13 protein-coding genes are annotated in these 19196 nt (G+C 66.2%); 5 read left to right on the top strand and 8 right to left on the bottom strand.

The annotated features are described in order from the left end of the window. The first annotated feature begins 15 nt into the window (after window positions 1–15). Window positions 16–987 (top strand): LysR family transcriptional regulator, encoded by a 972-nt coding sequence (locus tag J2728_RS09615; RefSeq protein WP_309998644.1) that lies wholly within the window; start codon window positions 16–18, stop codon window positions 985–987. Window positions 988–2023: 1036 nt separating this feature from the next. Here J2728_RS09615 and J2728_RS09610 read toward each other — a convergent pair. Further along, a complete protein-coding gene (locus tag J2728_RS09610; protein WP_309998643.1) occupies window positions 2024–2908 on the bottom strand; it encodes an SDR family NAD(P)-dependent oxidoreductase in 885 nt (294 codons plus the stop codon). An 83-nt stretch (window positions 2909–2991) separates the two neighbouring features. Then, window positions 2992–4257, bottom strand: a complete 1266-nt coding sequence (locus J2728_RS09605) for a cytochrome P450 (protein WP_309998641.1) — start codon at window positions 4255–4257, stop codon at window positions 2992–2994. Window positions 4258–4818: 561 nt separating this feature from the next. On the opposite strand from J2728_RS09605, the gene J2728_RS09600 reads away from it, so the two are divergent. The 4 genes from J2728_RS09600 (at window position 4819) to J2728_RS09585 (ending at window position 9247) form a co-directional block, all read left to right on the top strand. Further along, on the top strand, window positions 4819–5145 hold the full coding sequence (locus tag J2728_RS09600; protein WP_309998640.1) for a helix-turn-helix domain-containing protein: 327 nt from the start codon (window positions 4819–4821) through the stop codon (window positions 5143–5145). A 23-nt stretch (window positions 5146–5168) separates the two neighbouring features. Continuing rightward, window positions 5169–6365 carry a calcium-binding protein gene (locus J2728_RS09595; protein ID WP_309998639.1) on the top strand — a complete coding sequence of 399 codons (1197 nt, stop codon included), beginning with the start codon at window positions 5169–5171 and terminating at the stop codon, window positions 6363–6365. Window positions 6366–6548: 183 nt separating this feature from the next. Beyond that, a complete protein-coding gene (locus J2728_RS09590; protein WP_309998638.1) occupies window positions 6549–7745 on the top strand; it encodes a glycosyltransferase in 1197 nt (398 codons plus the stop codon). Further along, a complete protein-coding gene (locus J2728_RS09585; RefSeq protein WP_309998637.1) occupies window positions 7742–9247 on the top strand; it encodes a glycosyltransferase family 39 protein in 1506 nt (501 codons plus the stop codon). The genes J2728_RS09590 and J2728_RS09585 overlap by 4 nt, the downstream gene beginning before the upstream one ends. A 564-nt stretch (window positions 9248–9811) precedes the next feature. On the opposite strand, the gene J2728_RS09580 is transcribed toward J2728_RS09585, so the two are convergent. From J2728_RS09580 to J2728_RS09555, 6 genes are all read right to left on the bottom strand, one after another. Next, a complete protein-coding gene (locus J2728_RS09580) occupies window positions 9812–11782 on the bottom strand; it encodes a glycoside hydrolase family 3 protein (RefSeq protein WP_309998634.1) in 1971 nt (656 codons plus the stop codon). Window positions 11783–11862: 80 nt separating this feature from the next. Further along, entirely contained in the window at window positions 11863–14052 is a 2190-nt protein-coding gene (locus J2728_RS09575; protein ID WP_309998633.1) for a TonB-dependent receptor, read from the bottom strand. Window positions 14053–14402: 350 nt separating this feature from the next. Then, window positions 14403–15449, bottom strand: a complete 1047-nt coding sequence (locus J2728_RS09570; protein ID WP_404979747.1) for a LacI family DNA-binding transcriptional regulator — start codon at window positions 15447–15449, stop codon at window positions 14403–14405. A gap of 257 nt (window positions 15450–15706) precedes the next feature. Beyond that, window positions 15707–16921: a Na+/H+ antiporter NhaA gene (gene nhaA, locus J2728_RS09565; protein WP_309998629.1), complete on the bottom strand. Its 1215-nt coding sequence runs from the start codon at window positions 16919–16921 to the stop codon at window positions 15707–15709. Window positions 16922–17413: 492 nt separating this feature from the next. After that, on the bottom strand, window positions 17414–17725 hold the full coding sequence (locus J2728_RS09560) for a hypothetical protein (RefSeq protein ID WP_309998627.1): 312 nt from the start codon (window positions 17723–17725) through the stop codon (window positions 17414–17416). Continuing rightward, window positions 17722–19104: a chloride channel protein gene (locus tag J2728_RS09555; RefSeq protein ID WP_309998624.1), complete on the bottom strand. Its 1383-nt coding sequence runs from the start codon at window positions 19102–19104 to the stop codon at window positions 17722–17724. The genes J2728_RS09560 and J2728_RS09555 overlap by 4 nt, the downstream gene beginning before the upstream one ends. Window positions 19105–19196 lie beyond the last annotated feature (92 nt).

Genomic DNA, 19196 nt, shown 5'->3' with positions numbered 1-19196 from the left:
AGGGGCAGGCACGGGATGAACGCCAAGCAACCTGAGGTAGAGGTGCGAGCGCCGCCTCTCGGCGCCCTACCGCTGCGCAAATTGAATTTGAATCTTCTCTACCCCCTGGATGCGATCCTGCGCGCGCGGTCCCTGACCGAAGCAGGGCGAGAGGTCCGGCTCAGTCAGCCGGCTATGAGCCATGCCCTGCGCCGCCTCCGCGAGCATTTCGCGGACGATCTTGTGATCCACCTGGGCGCCGAGCAGCAGCTCACGCCCCTTGGTCTGGCGTTGCGTCCCGAAGTGCAGCGGGTGATGCGCGAAGTGGAGGGCGCCTTCAACTTCTCGCTCGCCTTCGATCCCATGACCACCACCGGCGCCATCCATGTCGCCACGTCCGAGGCGATAGAGCAGATGCTGCTTGGGGAGGTGCTGCGCAATCTGTCCACGACCGCCCCCGGCTTGACCGTGAGCATTTTGCCGCTCGATATCGCACGCCCGAGGCGCGCGTTGGATGATGGGGCCGATTTGCTGCTGCTTCCCGAACAGTGCGCGCTCGACGGTCTGGAGACATTGCCGATCCTGAACGACCAAGCCTCCTGCATGATCTGGACTGGCCACCCAACGCTGCGGGACTGCCATGACCTGAGCGAAGACCAGTATCGCGCCGCGCGGCACATCGTGGCGCGTGGCGAATTGACGGAGAGCTTTCCGCTCGACGCGGCTGGCGCCGAGATGCTGCGTGCGCGCCGTATCTGCGTTCAGACCAGCTCGCAGGCCACATTGCCCGCTATCGTCATCGGCAGCGATCTGGTGGCGACCGGCAGCATGTGGCTGTTTCAACATTATGCATCGATGATGCCGCTGAAGGTCGTCACCGCGCCTTTTACCCGGCGTCGAAGCCCAATTGTCGCGCAATGGCCAAAACATCGTCGCGACCCCATGCTGGCATGGTTCGTCGACCAGATCAGGGAAAGACGCCGCCAATATCCCCGCGGTCTTGAGTGACGGGCGGGGGCGGAAGCGCTCATTGGCGCTGGCGTCGATTGCGGCCTGACCCCAACGGCGCCATCCGAGCCCATCCGGTCTATCGGCCGGTCCGGAGTTGGGCGGAGCTGCGCCAGTTACTGCCGTTTATGCGCCTCAGGAACCGGACGTTCATCGCGCTAGGCGCAGGGCGACATCGAGCCTGATCGGACCCGCCGCCCAGGGCTTTCAAGTGACCGGGACAGTGGTCAGTGCGCCGTGTGGCCCACGCAGACGTGTACGACCGAGCCACTTTCGCAGCTTACATCGGCGTTCTCCGAAAGCGCTTGGCCGGTGGGCCTCCTGCCAGTGAATGGGAGAATACTGACCTGCCGAGCTTTCTTGAGGCGACGAAGCTTGGGTTGGTGATTGGAGTAAGCCGGCTGAGGAAAATCCTTGGCGACACGCTGCGGACGCCATCACCGCAGCGACAGCTTACGCATAGTAGACAGGGGGCGCCCCCCTCCCCCCGGCCGATGGGGAGGTCCGATCATCGGCGGTGCAGCGCCACCCAACTCGCCTTCCAAGGCCGCCTCCATAGTTTCGGGTCTTGAACGTCATTTTGGGCTGCGGTCGGATAGTCGCGGCGCAGTCTAAATGGTGTACCCGAGACGGTGCCCAACATTTGAAGCGCAACGCCTTGCGTGGACATCATTCACGGACCGGGCGCTCGACCGAGCACCCGGTCCGATTTTCTATGGCTTAAGGCGCTCCCTCTGGGGCGACGGGGTTGGTTTCGACATGTGGTTGATGGCGCGTCGCGAGCGGCGCCGAGTAATGTCTCCGGCACTTGGCTTTATCTAACTGAAATCAACTCGATTATAGATCCTCCGACACTACAAAATATCAATGATTTCTGAATATTGCCAGATTTTCAACACCGAGCCTTCGAACAATACCTAAATCGCAAGGAGCCCCTAAACAACCGCTATGGAGGGAATGTTCACATTGTGAACACTGCTCTTGCGTCAGGTTCGCGTCGCGAGCAACTGGCGGTAATCCTCGCCCATGTCCGGCTTTAGGGACGATATCCTTCCAGCAGCGCGCGGGTCCGTGACTCGATCCCCTCGCGCGGCGCCGGATGGGTCATGCAGTAGAGGCGGTTGTCCTTGATGGCCGCCACGACCATCGGCCCGACTTCCGAAGCCTCGATGCCCCGGGCGATATCGCCGCCGCCGATCAGGTTCACCGCTCCGCCCGCGGACGATGAAGGTTGGCCCTTCGGCGTCTCGCCACGCTCCTCGGCATAGCTCACATAGGAGCGGAGGCTCGCGTCCCGCGACTGTTCCTCTGGCGAACGAAGCCTCCCGCTCTTCGAGACATTCGTCATAATGTGGCCGGGGTAGAGGATCGTCACCCCGATGTTGTCGGCTTCGAGCTCCTCGCGGATGATCTCCGAAAGCCCGTCGACCGCGAACTTGGTCATGGTGTAGGTCGCATTGCCGGGGACCTTCAGCAGCGTGGAAATCGACGATGTGTTGACGATGTGCTTTTCGCCCGGCATCGCGCGCATCCGCGGCACGAAGACCTCGACGCCATGGATCACGCCCCAGATGTTGACGCCGACCATCCATTGGAAATCGGCGTGGCTCGTATCCCATATCGCCCGAAAGGGACGGAAGGCGACGCCGGCGTTGTTGACGAGGATATGGATGTCCCCGAACGCCTCGTAGGCGGCGTCGGCGAGCGCCTCGACGGCGGCCAGGTCCGAGACATCGGTCCGAACCGCGATGGCCCGTCCGCCGGAGGCGATGATCTCGGCCGCGACCGCCTGGGCGTTTTCCAGCTCGATGTCGGCGACCGCGACAGCGACGCCCTCGGCCGCGAGCGACTGGGCGATCGCCTTTCCAATGCCGCTGCCAGCGCCGGTGACGACGGCGGACTTTCCGTTGAGATCTTTCATATGGAATTCCTAAGGTCTGCGGCGCGCCGCTGGGACGCCGGGGGCCGCGTCCACACCAGCGGCCGGCCCCATCAGCGGTGGGATCACGCGGCCTTCGAGGCGGGCGCTGGCGTGAAGCGGACGGGCATGTGCTTGAGGCCGCTGCCGTTGGTGGATTCCAACCAGCTTCCCGCCCCATCCAGATCGATGTCGGGCAGGCGCGTCAGCACCTCATCTATCAAGGTTCTCATTTCGAGCCGGGCAAGGTTGCGGCCAAGGCAGAAATGGTCGCCTTGCGCGGTGCCAAAGGTGACGTGCGGATTGGGATGGCGGGTGATATCGAATTGTTGCGGATTCTCGAACACCGCCTCGTCCCGGTTCGCGGAGACGAGCCAGGTGACCACCCAGTCGCCTTCCTTCAACGACTTGCCGCCAAACTCGATGTCGCGGGCGACCACTCTGAGCCGATGCTTGGCCGGGCACCCGTATCGAAGCCCCTCCTCGACGGCGCGATCGAGTAGCGAGCGATCCGCGCGGAGCATCTCGAACTGCGCCCGATCCTCGAGCAAGGCGTTCATGGTCATGGAGAACGCGTTGCGGGTCGTATCAAGCCCGGCCGCGACCATCGACCAGCACCACCAGCCCACATCCCGATCGTCCCAGGGCGCGCCGTCGGTCGCCATTTTGGCGATCAAGGTGGTGAGGTCATCCTTCGGGTCGACCCGACGCTGGCGGGCTAGGTCCAGGAGATAGTCGAACATCTCCTTCTGCACATGCAGCCGGCTTTCGCTCGCCGTCATGCCCGCGATGCGGTGATCGGGGTCTTGCGAGCCGAGAAAGACGGCTGTGTAGCGCCGCATGCGGCCCATGTCCTCGGGCGGCACGCCCATGAGCTTGCAGACGAAGCGCGACGGCAGTTCCGCGGAGATATCCTCCACTAGGTCGCAGCGCCCGAGAGGCGCGACCTCATCCACGATCTCGCGGCAAAGCTCCCGGATGCCGGTGGTCAGCTTGGCGACGACGGGCGCGGTGAAGTGGCGATTGAACGGGCGGCGATACTGCATGTGCTGCGGGGCGTCGGTGTAGGTCGGCAGCGAATTATAGCCCGCAGCGTACTGATCGACCCTGAACACTTCCTCCGGATCGGGCGGCAGGTGGCCTCCGAAGCGGGAACTGAACGTCTCCACGTCGTGGAGCACCTGAACAACGTCCGCGTGACGGGTTATGGACCAGAACGGCCTGCCATAGATACCGTCCGTCCAGTGGACAGGATCCTCCCTGCGAAGCGTCTCGAAATCCTTGTGGAAATCACGGCCCGCGAAATAGGCGGAGGTCGTGATGTTGCGGTCGATCTCACTGAAATCCGTCATGCGCCTCGTGCGCCTCCTTTAAGCCTCGTTAGTGCTAGGCGGCTTCAAAGGCGTTGACCGGGGCAAAATCTGCTGACAAACGGCGATTTCTATCGAAAAGGCGCGATTTTCAGATCCCTGCTCGAGATCGCCCATGGCCGGACCGCATCCGGCAAGTCGATCGCCCCTCGCGCGCCGCTGCTCAGCATCGCGCCCGACTGCAGCGCGACGACCGAGCGGCCCAAGGCGCGGCGGCTTCGACAAGAGTCCATCGAAATCGCCCGCCGGCGGCGGGCGATGAGGTAATGGCGCGCCTCCGGGGGGGGGGCGGAAGGCGGGGCTTTGGGGGCTCGTCACCGGACGCTCAGGGACCAGGTGGGATGGGGGGAAGCTGACCTCTGAACTCTCCAGCCAGACCGGTGACGAGTAAATTTTTAATCGGTCTATTTTTAACTGAAGTCAATCCTTCACCGCACTCCCCTATCAATGTGATGCAATCAGTTTCCATGCATTGAAAATAAAAACGTTTCATAATAACTTACCCACGGTCGCGAAGTGTGGCCGGCTTACGATAGGTACGTGATGGCCCGCTCCGCGCCTGACGCCGCCAAGGCAGCTCAGACCAAGGTTCTTCGCCAAGAGGCGGGTCGCTGGTTGAAAGCGGCGCGGGAAACGGCCGGCCTCACCCAGGCCCAGCTCTCCGAGCGGGTTGGGTTGCGCTACTACACCTTCGTCTCGCAGGTGGAGAGCGGCGTTGGCCGCTTGCCGATCGAGACGCAGGAGGCTTGGGCCCAGGCCCTGGGCCTGGATCCTTCGGACTTCGCACGCACCTTGCTGGCCTATTACGAGCCCGAACTTTTCCGCTTGCTGTTCGACTACGACGCTAGAACCAGCCGGGCGACGGCCTAAGCTACTTCCCGAAAAGTTCGACCATGGGCGCAATCCTCTCGTTCTCGCGCAACATCGGCCAGTGGACCGAATCGGAGCGCGGTCGCCTCGAGGCGATGATGGAAAAGGTCTTCGGCGGCGACCAAGACCTGCACATCGCGTTCGGCGCGACCGACGACGGAGCGCCCTGGTGCGCGGTGACCAACGCCGACGGCGAGGTCCTGGTCCACGTCGCGCGCCTGGCGGACAACTTCATCGCTCACTTCGTCACTGAAGACCTCGTAACCGAGGGCGCCACGCTGCGCGAGGCGTTCGGCAAGCGGCTGGAACCCGAGCGCATGGGCGTGGTCGTCCCCTTCCCTCGCCCGCAAGACGGTTTGGACCTGCTGGCCCTGATGGCGGTGGCGGTGTTCCTCGAAGACCACCTGAAACTGGCCGCGTCGCTGCTCTCCGGCGAAGAGGTCCCGTCGATCACGCCACCTTGGAACGAGCCTCCCATCGCCGAGGACACGGCGGCCGCCGACGAGCCATCCGACGGTGCCGGCAAGGCGCAACCCGACCACGCGCCAGCGACGGGTAGCGACGCCTCCGAAGACCAGGCACTTGTCGCTGACAATTCGAACGACACGAATGAGGCCGAACCGACGAAGGCCCCGGTCGCGACAATCACGCCCGAGGCGGCCGCCTCCGACCTTCCCCGCGCCTCCGCCGATGCGGCGACAAGCCAGGCTCCGCTTTTCCTGGCGGCGGTGATCAAGGGCGGCGACGGCGACGACTTCCTGATCGGAAGCGCGCGCGCCGAGCTCCTTTTGGGCGGCGATGGCGACGACACCCTGGTCGGCGGCGGCGGTCGCGACACGCTGGACGGCGGTGCGGGCGACGACTGGATCTTCCTCACCAGCGAGGCGACGGCGCACGGCGGAGCCGGCGCGGACACCTTCGTGATCGTCGCGCCGACAACCCTGGGCGACGCCGGAACCTTGCTGGGCACGATCACCGACTTCCAAGAGAGCGAAGGCGATCGGCTGATGACTGGTAAGGGCGATGTCGTGATCGTGCCCCCTCGCACCGACGCAGGCGCGGCGCTCACGGCCGAGGGCGACCAGAAGGTCGAGGTCGATGCTGACGGCGATGGGACGGTGGACGGCTACGTGCTGCTCACCACCGCCTCGGTCACCCAAGGCGCCGGGCCTGGGGGCGCGGCGACCAGCCCATGGGGCTGGTCTGACTTCGTCGGCTGAGCGGACCACGGCCATATTAAGTAATAACTAGACATATAATAATTGTAGTTTAGGGTCGTGGGGTCGTCGCTCCCCTGGCGGGCGTCGGCCATTCCCACGGAAGGAGCCGCTCACCGCCCGCAAGGCTTTGAGCTTCACGACTTCGCGGCGGCCGAGGCCGACCGCCCCATCTGGAACCGACCCATGTTTGAGCTTCCCGCCACCGGCGCGCGCGGCGCGCCGTTTCGCGCCCCCATGCCCGTCACCCCGAGGCTCTCGGTGGTGATCTGCACGCTAGATGAACACGAGGCGATCGGCGGGGTGTTGGACGATGTCATCGCCGACCTGGACGGCACGCCCTTCGAGATCATCGTGGTGGACGACTCCATCGACTCCCGGACCGCGCATGTGGTGCTGGAGCGGGCCAACCATCATGACCGCATCCGCCTGATCCGCCGCAACGGGGCGGGCGGCTTGGCTTCAGCGGCCATCGCCGGGTGGGACGTCGCGCGCGGCGACCTGCTGGCGATCATGGACGGCGACGGCCAGCACGATCCCCGGCTGGTGGGTCGCATGGCCGATCGAATGAGCCGCGCGCCAGCCGACGTCATCGTAGCCAGCCGTTACATGGGCGGCGACGGTTCGGGCTTGGCCGGCTATCGCCACTGGATCAGCCGGAGCGGCGTGCGTCTGGCTGGACTGCTGCTGGGCCTGCGCCTGGCCGATCCGATGAGCGGCTGCTTCATGATGAGCCGCGCGTGGTACGAGCGGGTCCGTCCCAAGCTCTCGGGCCTGGGCTTTAAGATCCTGATCGACATCGTCGCGTCCGACCGCGTGCGGCCGCGCGTACTGCAGACGCCGACCGCCCTTCGCCAGAGGGCTGGCGGCCATTCCAAGCTGGACCTGCGGGTGGCCTTCGACCTCCTGGCCCTGCTGGTCGAGAAACGGACGAGCGGCGCCCTGCCCGCGCGGATGAGCCTGTTCCTGGTGGTGGGCCTGACCGGCCTTGCGGTCCACATGCTGACCCTGGCGAGCGCCCAGGCCCTGAACGCGCCGTTCTGGCTGGGCCAAAGCCTGGCGATCTGGCTGGCCATGAGCTGGAACTTCGCGCTCAACAACGGCCTGACCTTCCGGGATCGGCGCCTGCATGGCCGCGCCCTCGTCCAGGGGCTCTTCAGCTTCTACGCCGCATGCCTAAGCGGGGCGCTGGTCAGCGCCGGCGCGGCGGCGGGCCTGCACGCGGTCGGCGCGCCCTGGTACGCGGCCGGCTTGTCCGGCGCGGCGCTGGGCGCCTTTTGGAACTACCGCGCGGTCCAGCAGCTGACCTGGCGGCCGGCGAAGGCGGCCGTGGGCCAGGCCATCTCATTCTTCTCCATCCTGGCGGGACGCGGAGCCCGATGAGCCCATCGACCTATCGTCAGTACGAGGGGGTGAAAGCCCGCCGGCGCTGGATCACCGTCGGCCTGGTGCTGCTGGCGGCCGCCTTCGCCATAAGGAGCGCCCAATTTGGCAATCCGCTGATTCATGTCGACGAGAACTTTTACCTGCTGGTCGGCGACCGGATGCTGCACGGGGCTCTGCCCTATGTGGACATCTGGGACCGCAAGCCGATCGGCCTCTTTGTGCTGTTCGCGGGGATCCGCCTCCTGGGCGGCGACGGGATCGTGCAGTACCAGGTCGTCGCCACCCTGTTCGCGGCGGCGACCGCCTTCGTCGTGGCCCGGATCGCCGCGCCGATGGCCGGACGGATCGCCGCGACCGTGGCGGGGATCGTCTATCTGCTGCTGCTGGGCCTGGTCGGCGGCTCGGGCGGCCAGGCGCCGGTATTCTACAACCTGTTCGTGGCCGGAGCGGCGCTGGCGACCCTGACCGCGCTAACGCGACCCGAACGCAACGCCTGGGACGTTCGGCGTCAGGGGGCGATCGCCATGGGGCTGATCGGCCTGGCGCTACAGGTCAAGTACACGGCGGTGTTCGAGGGCCTGTTCATGGGACTGGCCCTGATGTGGGCCTCGTGGCGGACCAGCCGCAGCCCAGCGCGCCTGGCGGTCGACATGGCCCTGTGGATCGGACTGGCCTTGGCGCCCACCCTGGCGGCCATGGCCTGGTACGCCGCCATCGGCCATCTGGACGCCTTCCTCTACGCCAACTTCCTGTCGATCGGCGACCGCTCAGGGGCGGAGGCCAAGGAGCTGACGCGGCGTCTGGCCAAGGCCTGGAAGGCGCTGCACATCCCGCTGTTCGCGGTGATGCTGGCCGCGCTGCTGGAGCCCTGGAAACGCTGGGAGCGAGGACCGGCGACCTTCGGCTTCGCCCTGGCCTGGCTGGGCGCGGCGATCGCCGGCTACGCCGTCTTCGGCACCTATTTCGACCACTACGCCCTGCCGCTGTTCGCGCCCCTGGCGGTGACCTGCGCGCCGCTGTTCACCTATCGCCCGTACCGCTTTGGCCTGGTGGCGGCGTCGCTGATGGTGCTGTCGGGCGCGATCGCCAACGCGGTGATCGTCCGCAAGTCGCAACTCAAGCGCGGCCATCAGGCCGAGATGACGGCGATGGTCAACGCCATCCGGCCCCGGCTGAAGGGCTGCCTCTATGTCTGGAACGGCGACCCACTGCTGTACCACCTGACGGGATCGTGCCTGCCCACGCGCCACCCGTTCGCCGGGCACCTGAACCTGCTGCGCGAGCACGGCGCGGTCGGCGTCGATCAGGAGACCGAGGTCCGCCGCATCCTTGCCGGGCGTCCCAGCGTAATCGTCGACCACGAGCCGACGCCCCGGGACTTCAACTTCGCCGTCGTGGCCATCGTGAAGGCCGAACTGAAACGGGCTTATCGCCCAGTCAAGATCGTGCCTTTGAAGGGTTCGCGACTGGTTGTCTACGAGCGGGTTGAACCAAAATGAAGCCCAACGCGCAGCGCCAAGATCATGCGTGGTCGGGCGGCCCCCTAGGGCTTCATGGCGGCTTCCTCTGGAGCGACTAGCCGGCGGGGCGGGCGCGTTCGCGACTACATCGACGGTAACCTTGCCGGGCGCCCCTCGATCAGGGGCGCGGCCGAACGCGCCCGACTCGTCCGAGCTATTTCTCGCGGCGCTTTCGACAGTCTTTCGGTTTGACCTTCTCAAAATTCGTCGCGCGCTGCCGGATCGAGCAGGCTCAGGCGCCAATGACCAGCGGCTCTTCCTGCCTTTGCCAGATCGCGCTGGCGTACAGATCGAGCGCATTTCACGCGGACGTTTGGGAGCGCCGCGCCGCGCCGCACCGCTCAGCCGCCAAAATCTCGCGGCTGCTCGGAAGCTGGCCCTCCCAAATTCGGCTTAGAGTCCAAAAAAAATGGGCGGAAAGATCAGTCGCGTATTTTGGAGTCTGCTCGCGTGATTTTGGAGTCAGTCGCGGAATATTGAGTCAGCCTCCGCGCCGCAATCATTGAAAACGCCAGTCGCTACTAAAAAGAGCCAGTAACATCCTTAGTAGGTCAGGCCGAAATGGATCGGATAGAGCGGAGCCTTGGAGTCATGCGGCGCGTCCTCGGCCTGGGCTTCGACGGCCGCCATCGACGAAGGCAGCTCGAATGGCAGCTTGCCGCGCGGCGGAGCGACGCCGGTCAGGGCGTCGAGGAAGGCCTCGTCGCCGGACCCGAAGTCGCCGATTAGCGCGGCGGCCTTGTCCCGCACATTGGTCAGGATCGCTGGCCGATCAAAGTAGACGGCGACGATGGTCGCGACCTTGGCCGAGGCCGCCTTGATCGCCTCGTAGTCTGCCGCGCCGTCCTTGAACGACAGGTCGCCCTCATGCTGCATGGCGCCGAACACGAAGTTGGGGTGCAAGGTCTGGAACGGCGTCGCCGTCCGGATGATCGCCAGTTCGGCCTGGGCCAAGTCGTCGACCGGAACGAGGCCGCGGGCGCGAGCGGCGTCGGCGGACACGCCCTTGAGCCAGACCTTCTTTCCGCTCGGCTTTAGCGGCAGCAGACCGTTCTTGTTCTCCAGCAACGTCAGCGCCGCGCTCTGCGCCGCCCGTCCCTCGGCGACGAACGTCTGGGAGCCGACGATGGTGGCCGCCGCCTTGGCCTCGACATAGGGGTTCTCGAACAGGCCCTGCTCGAACTTGATCGCCAGAACGCGCCGCGCCGCGTCGTCGATGCGGGCCGAAGGGATCTTGCCGGCCCTCGCCGCCGCGACGAGCTCGGCCGTGTCCTCGACGCCGCCGAACTGGTCGAGTCCCGCGTTCACACCCTTGGCGTAGCGGTCGACCTTGGAAAGATCCTCGACGCCCCAGGCCGTCGAGAAGCCCGCGAAACTCGGCTTCTGGCCTTCGGGAAAGCCGGCGCGGCAGGTCTCGGGGCAATCGTTGGTGATAGCCCAGTCGGACAGGACGATCCCCTTGAAGCCGTGCTTGCCGCGCAGTTGATCATTCAACAACTGCTTGGAGAATCCTGCCCCGACCTGTTCGAGCGGATGGCCATCCAGGGCGAGATCCTTGAGGATCGCATAGGTGGGCATCACCCCGACGACGCCAGCGGCGAACGCCTGGTCGAACGGCTTGACGTGCAGATCAAACTGGCCGGCCGGGAAAACGGCGTAGCGGCCATAGCTGTTGTGACCGTCGAAGCCCTTGGCCGAGGCGCCGTAACCGACCCAATGCTTGACCACAGCCGAGACGCCGCCTGGCGCGAGGTTCGTTTCGCCGCCCTGGAAGCCCTGGACGTAGGCCTTGACCATGCGACCAGCGAGGTCGGGATCCTCGCCGAACGTGCCGCTGATCCGCGACCAGCGGGGCTCGGTCGCGAGATCGGCCATCGGGGACAGCGCCTGGTGGATGCCGACGGCGCGATACTCCTGGCGGGCGATGTCGCCGAAGCGGCGGACCAACTTGTCGTCGCCGATCGCCGCGAGGCCCGTCGCCTCGGGCCATTGCGAGAAGCCGCCTGGCGCGACGCTGGCGCCGGCCACGAACTGGAAATGGTGACGCGGATCGGTGCTGATCGTGACCGGCACGCCCAGCCTTCCCTGCTCGGCGATCGCCTGGACGGCGTTGTTCTGCTCGGCCAGCCACGCCGGATCGCCTGAGAGGCGGGTAATGAATGTGGTGACGTGCCGATCGAGGATCAGCGGCTTCAGCTTGGCGAGGTCATAGCCCTGCCCTCGCCCCGGAACCATGCCGCCCACGGCCGGCAGGGTGCCGTGCATCATCTCGCCGGCCTTTTCCTCCAGCGTCATGCGCGAAACGAGATCGGCGGCGCGCGCGCCGGGCGACAGCCGCCAGTCCTCGAAGGGCGACAGCTTGCCGTCACGGTCCAGATCGCGAAACCGCAGACCATCGACCGTGATGACCTTGCCGTCCCGCACGCCCAGCGCGGGCTGGTCGGCGGCCAGGGCCGCGGAGCCGGTCGCGACCCCCAGGGCCGTCGAGATCAGGAGGCGTTTAAGGATGCGCACATCGAACTCCGGAACACTCAAGCAAAAGAAAAGCGCCCTCGGCGGGCAGGAGCGCCGAGGGCAAAGGGGCATCGGAAAGCTTAGAAATTGACCCCCAGACGGAGACCATAGGTGCGCGGCGGGGCGTAGAACTCGCCATTGCCGTTGGTCGCCAGGCCGGTCGTCGAGTTCGGCGACGAGGCGGTGCGCACGTCTTCATTCTCGAGGTTGCGGACATAGCCCTGCAGGTTCCAGCGATCGTCGGCGCTGGTGTAGGTCAGGCTAACGTCGGTCTTTGTGAAGCTGTCCTGCCGGTTCTGGGCGAAGCCGTGGTATTCGAGGTTCTTGCCGCTCTCATAGTGGGTCTGGACGCGGCCCACGACCTTGGCGCCCGATGCGATCTCCCACGTGTGTTGGTAGCCGAGGTTGACGCTCCAGGTCGGGGTGCGGGCCATGCGGCAACCGGAGAAGTCAGTCGACCGCGGCGCGGCGGCGGCGAAGTTGGTCTTGAAGCAGCCCGTGCCGCCGGCGTTGGCGTTGTTGTTAGCGAAGGCGTCGCCCAACGGCAGCACGAAGTCGGTGTAGCGGGCATGCAGCCAGCCCAGGGTGGCGTCGATGCGATCGTGCTCGGTGACGACCAGATTGCTCTCGAACTCAAAGCCGTACACCCGGGCCTTGTCGGCGTTTAGCGTGACCGACGCGTTCTGCCCGGCGATGGTCCCGACCGCCGTGACCTGGAAGTCGCGATAGTCGTAGAGGAAGCCGGTGGCGTTCAACTGCAGGCGGTTGTCGAAGAAGCGGTTCTTCACGCCGGCTTCGTACGAGGTGATTTTCTCGGGCTCGTAGACGTTGTTCTCGACCCCGTCGTAGTAGCCGCCGGCCTTATAGCCCGTGGCCACGTTGGCGTAGACCATCGAGCTGCTGGTCAGGTCGAAGTCGGCGCCTAGCTTCCAGTTGGTGGCGTTCCACTTGGCGTCGGCCAGGTTCTTGATCACGGTCGAGGTGATCGCCCCGGCCGAATTGGTCAGGAAGGTGCCGCCGTCACGCGCCTTGCGGTCCTCGGTGTAGCGCAGGCCGCCCGTGATCCGGAACCGGTCCGTCACCTCGTAGGTGCCCTGGCCGAAGGCGGCGATCGACTTCGCGGTCACTTCGGGCTGAATGAACGACAGGTATGAATTGGGCGCCAGCAACACCCGGAAGTCGACATTGTTGTCTTCCGTGAAGCGATACAGCCCCACGACCCACTTGAGCTTGCCGGTGTCGCCGCCCAGGCGCAGCTCATGCGACCACGTCGTGTCCTTGCCCTTGAAGTAGTTGGGCGCGCCGGTGCTTGCGTTCTCGCCGCTGCGGTCCAGGCGCGAGAAGTTGTAGCCGGTCAGATAGGTCAGCGTGGCGAAGCCCAGGTCCAGGTCGGCCTGGCTATGGGCGCCGAAGAACTTGTTGTTACGATAGAGGTTGGTGGCGCAGTTGCAGGTCCACGGATCGCTGTTGGACAGGGCCGCGCCATAGCTCTTGTCGCCGCCGCCGGCGCCGCCCTGGTGCAGGTAGTCGGCGCCAACCCGCAGTGAGAACGTGTCGCTGGGCTTCCACAGCAACTGCACGCGGGCCGACTTGTCGTCCTGGTCGTAGCGATCGTTGCCGCCGGTGCCGGGGCCCTTGTTCAGCGCTTTCACGTAGCCGTCGTGGCGCGCGGTCTGGAACGCGGCGCGCACGGCGAGGGTGTCGCTGATAGGCAGGTTGACCATGCCCGAGGTGGTGATGGCGCCGTAGTTGCCAATATCGACCGAGCCATTGCCCTCGTAGTCGAACTTGGGCTGCTTGGTGATCACGTTGATCGCGCCGGCCGTGGCGTTACGGCCATACAGCGTGCCCTGAGGACCACGCAGAACCTCGACGCGATCGACGTCATAGAACAGCGCCCCCACCGACGTGGATCGGGCGATGTAGATGCCATCCATGTGATAGGCGACCGCCGGGTCGCCGACCTCGGTGACGTTGGTGCTGCCGATGCCGCGCAGGAAGACCACGGCCGCGCCCGAGCCACTGGAGCTGATCTGCAGCGCCGGCACCTGCGCCGACAGGTCGACCACCGTCTTGATGCCTTGCGACTCCAGCTTGTCGCCCGTCACCGCCGACACGGTGAGCGGGGTCTTCTGGAGGTTTTCACTGCGGCGTTGAGCGGTCACGACCACTTCGTCGAGCTTCACGGCGCCGGCGTCCTGAGCCACCGCGCTAGGCGCGTGCAAACTCACGGCCGCCACGGCGGCCGATGCGAACAGGAGACTACGCATCTCTTTCCCTTTGTCCTGCCTGGACTCGGAGCGCGCCGACGCGAACGCCGGACGCCACGATCCCCAGCGGCGCCATCGGCGCCTGTTTGCGTTTCCTTGGGCCCCTTGTTTCGAGGCCTTTTCCCCGACGCGGTCGTCGTCGCCAAGGCGCTACGACAACGTTGTCTCAAACTAGACAGCATGATTACGACAACGTTGTCTACGGGCGTCATTACTGACACCGCTGTCGGAAATGTCGGCCAGCGGACGGAATTCGCCTCCGGCAAAGGCCTATGGCGAAGCTTCGTTCGCTGGCCTAACGCGAACGCCGAAAATTGGTCGTGTCGGGCGTGATCCTGGGCCGATCCGGCCTAGGCCGGCGGCGGTGCGGCCGAGTCTCTCTGGACGAGGCTATAGTCCAATTGGCGCGCCGCGACTCGGGCGCGAAGCCGCTCGTCGCCGAATCCGTCGATCAGCATCTCGACGGCGGCCTCGGCCATTTCGGCGGTCGGCTGATGGACCGTGGTCAGGCGCGGCCAAGCCGCCTCGGCCGTCGGCGTGTCGTCGAAACCGACCACGGAGAGATCGCGCGGCACCGACAGTCCGTGCTTGGCGGCGGCGGCCAGGGCGCCCACCGCCATCTCGTCATTGGCCGCGAAGATCGCCGTCGGACGCTCGGGCAAGGCTAGCAGGCGCTCGGTCGCGTCAAAGCCGGACAGACTGAGAAACTCGCCCTTGGCGATCCACTCGGGCCGGAGCTCGACGCCTCGGTCCCGCAGGGCCTCAATATAGCCTTGCCGCCGACGCGTCGCCGAGCCGTGATCGGCGGGACCATCGATAAAGGCGATCCGTCGATGGCCCATGTTCCACAGCCGCAGGGTCTGCTCCCGTGCCGCCTTGCGATCGTCCATGAAGACGTACGGCGAGCGCTCGAACTCGCGGTGCGGCGCGATGCGCACATAGGGCAGACCCGCCGTCTCGACCGCCGCCAGAACCTCGGGATCATCGCAGGTCGGCGGGGTCAGCACCACGCCGTCGAACCGGGCGTCGCGCAAACCTTCGGCGAACCCCTGGACGCCACCCACGGCTTCGGGCGGCAGAACTTGCTCGACCACCAGATGGTAACCAGCCCGCCGACAGGCGCGCATGGCGCCCACCTGCACCTCGCCCACATAGTGATAGGCTCCGACGCGCATGAATATCACGCCGATGAGATAGCTGCGGCGGCTGGACAGCGAGCGGGCCGAGACGTTCGGGCGATAGCCCATCGTCGTGACGATCTCCAGGACCCGCGCCCGGGTCTCGTCCCCCACGCCCTCTTCCTGGTTGATGACGCGCGAGACCGTCTTGATGGACACACCCGCGGCTCGGGCGATATCGACGATCGTGATTTTCCCGGTTGGCGGATCGCGCTGCATACGGCGACACCTATCGAAATCGATCGCGTGAAGCGAGGATTTCAAGACCAGGACCATCGCCGTGGCGGTCGGGAAGTGGAAGAACCGGACGTTCAACCAGCCGACTAGCCCCACCAGGGCCAGGAAGATCGCGGCGAGATCCAAAGCGCTCACGGGGGCCTCGTAAATTCACGGCGTTGAGGAGAACTGTCCGAGCGGCGCCTTGAGCCTCATCGGCGGTCGATCCGCGCGTCCTGCGCCAAGTCCCCGGCGTTGGGCTAACCGCCCTTGGGTACGTCGGCCTTGGAGACGCGCAAGATCAGCACGCCAAGCAAGGCCGAGGCCAGGGAGCCCGCCAGCACGCCGATCTTCGTCTCATCGACCAGATAGGCTTGCCGAAAGGCGAGATTGCCGATGAACAGGCTCATGGTGAAGCCAATGCCGCAAAGCACCGCCACGCCGTAGAGTTGGCCGGTGGAAGCGTACTTGGGCATGTCGGCCCACCCTAGGCGCACGATCGTCCAGGCGGTCAGGAACACGCCCAGCTGCTTGCCCACGAAAAGCCCGAGAGCCACGCCCAGCGGAACCGGGTCCAGCAGGCTAGCCAGGCTGACGCCCGCGAAGGACAGACCCGCATTGGCGAACCCAAACAGAGGAACGATCACGAATGCGACCGGCTTGTGGAGGGCGTGCTCAAGCCGATGCAGGGGCGAGGTCACGTCGTCGGGACAGGCGGGGCTCTTGCGCAGCGGGATGACCATGGCCAGCGCGACTCCGGCCAGGGTCGCGTGCACGCCCGACTCCAGGACAAAGAACCACAGGACAATTCCCCCCAGAAGATAAGGCCAAAGCTTTGTAATGCCCTGTCTATTGAGGAGGATCAGCACCGCGAGGATTCCCGCCGACACCGCCAAGGCTCCCAGGTGAATCTGGGCGGTGTAGAAAATGGCGATGATCACGATGGCCGCCAGATCGTCCATGATCGCGATGGCGGTCAGGAAGATCTTCAGCGAGGTCGGCACGCGGGGCCCGAGCAGAGCCAGGACCCCAAGCGCGAAGGCGATGTCCGTCGCCGATGGGATAGCCCATCCCGAGCGGGTGTCGGGATGGGCGGCGTTGAAGACCAGATAAATCAGGGCTGGCGCGGCGACCCCGCCCAGGGCGGCCATCCCCGGCAGAATGATCCGCGAGGGCCGCGAGAGCTGTCCGTCGAGGACCTCGCGCTTGATCTCCAGTCCGACCAACAGGAAGAAGACGGCCATCAGGCCGTCATTGATCCAATGCAGCACGCTCTCGTCGAGCGAAACCGGACCCAATGAAAAGCCCAGATGATGCCCAAGCACCGAGAAATAGGCGTCGGCCAAGGGCGTATTGGCGACGATGAGCGCCAGCGCGGCGGCGACCATCAAGACATAACCGCCCGACGCCTCGTGCTGGAGAAAGGCGCGCAGCGCCGACATGGGACGAGGCCGGTCCGACTGGAGAGGAATCATGGCGTCAGGCCTCCAAAATCGGAAACGAGGGCGCGGGACGATCACCCGTCAACGGGCGGCTAAGGGCCGGGACGACCTCAAAGATGGGGCGTGCATTCGTCGGGTGTTCTGCCACGGCGGCCTCCAGACTGGATCGAGCTGTCGTGGCGTCAGGTTATCGACGGACGCCGGACCGTATTCGCCCGGAAGCGCGGCCTGGCCGCGAATTGCGGCCTGATATCTGGCGGGAAACTTGTCGCAAGCCACGCCGAGGTCAAGCAAAACCGGCCCCGGGCTGTTCATTTCGCGCCGTTGCCGGGCGCGTGGAGACGCGCTGCGGGGCCGCGCGCCTTTCGCCCGGTCAACCCGCGGGCCAAAGCCCGCCAACGCGGCCGCAGGGCCAAGGATTGGATAAAGGGTGAGCCCCCCTACCCTCTTCGGGCCACGGCCCCTCCTCGATCAACATGGCCAGGATCATCGCCGGCGCGGGCATCGGGCGGATGAAGGTCCTGGTCAGGGGTTTGAAGGCTCATCCGAAGCCAAGGGGCGCGCCGGATCCGTCGCCTCCAGCCTGGTCAGCCCCGGCTCATGAGAGGCAAGTCCCGCTTCGTTCGGCGAGCACGGTGGCCCCGCTCCAGCGACACGGCGCAGGCCCGCGACGACGACGGAGAGCACCGCGGCGGCGGCGACGAGCGCGCTGACGAGGCCGGCGACGTGGCCCGCCGTCAGCCAGGCGTCATGAGTCATGACGCTGACGCCGATCGCTCCGAACATGATCAAGGCGCTGGCGCACGCGAGCCTGCGCGCCAAGTGCGGGAGAGTCATGTCGCGCCGTCTCCCGGGGGGAGCGCCGGGCCGCTTCCTGGCGCGGCTCGGGCCGCCTGCCAGCGCGGCCGCGTCCAGCCGCGGGCCAAGGCGTGGTAGAGCGGGGTCGGCGCCACCGCTTCGGAGCAACGTCGGGCCACGAGGGTGCAGAGCAAGAGCGGCCCGACAAGGCCCGGATCGCGGGTCATCTCCATCAAGATCACCGCGCTAGTTAGCGGGGCCTGGACCACGCCGGCCAGGTAGCCGGCCATGCCCAGGGTCACGGCTTCGCGCCCCCCGCCCCAAGGCGCCAGATGCGCGAACAGCGCTCCGATCCCCGCTCCCGTGGCCAAGGAGGGCGCGAAAATACCGCCGGGCGCGCCGCTGGCCGCCGCCGAGAGTGTCGCCAGCCATTTGCCGGCCGCCAAATCCCATCCCGAGGCGAAGCGACCAAACAGCAACGACTTGGCCTCGGCATAGCCGGCGCCGTAGGTGACCCCGCCGCTCAGGACCGCCGCCGCGGCGGCGGCCACGCCGCAGAGGCCGGCGAACCGCACGGGGCGGGCGTCCTTCCATCGCCGTATGGGATTGTCGCCCACCAGCACGGCGGACATCAGGCGCGAGAATAGGCCGCCAGCCAGACCCGACACCACGCCGATCAGCGCCGCGCTGAACCAGGCCTTCCAGCCGGCCGCGCCCGACATATCGCCGAAATAGGCGTAGTTGCCGCCGAGGGCATAGGCCGCGACGCCGGCCGAGACCACGGCCAGGATGACCACGGTGTTGGCGCGCTTGTCGAAGCCGCGCGCAAGTTCCTCCACGGCGAAGACAATGCCGGCGATGGGCGTATTGAACGCCGCCGAAACCCCGGCCGCGCCGCCGGCGATCAGCAGGGTGCGCCGCCCGGGGCCGCCGCGCAGCCAGCCGGTTAGAAACACCATCACCGCGGCGACCACCTGCACGGTCGGGCCTTCGCGCCCGATGGAGCCGCCGCAGACCAGCAGCAAGGCAGCCAGCACGATCTTGACGAGAGCGGTGCGCATGGAGACACGGTCGTCATGGATCTTCTCGCCGTCGAGCCCCCGTCCCCGGCCGATCTCGCCGGCGGCGATCACCTGGGGAATGCCGCTGCCGGCGGCGGCGGGGGCCAGGCGGCGCATCAGCCAGACGCACAGCGGCAAACCCACGATCAGAAGCGCGGGACCAAGCCAAGGACAGGCCGCGACGAGATGGGCATGGGCGGCCATGGCCGCGTCGCAGAGCTTGGCGAATCCGACGGCGGCGGCGCCGGCCACGACCGCCGCGGCCACCACCGCGCCGGTCCGCAACGAGCGGCGCGCGCGTAGGCCTACGAGCTTGCGCTGACGATCGAGCCTTTCAAGCGGCGAGGATTTTGACACGGACGTTTCGCTGCATGGCGGAGGAAAGAGCGTCGCCGGCAATTAGATCGCCTCACGATGTTTGTGCCCTAGAGGCGCCCGCCGCTAGGGTC

The organism is Caulobacter segnis (assembly GCF_031454995.1).
GTDB lineage: Bacteria > Pseudomonadota > Alphaproteobacteria > Caulobacterales > Caulobacteraceae > Caulobacter > Caulobacter segnis_E.
This window is presented reverse-complemented; position numbering and strand designations above follow the sequence as displayed.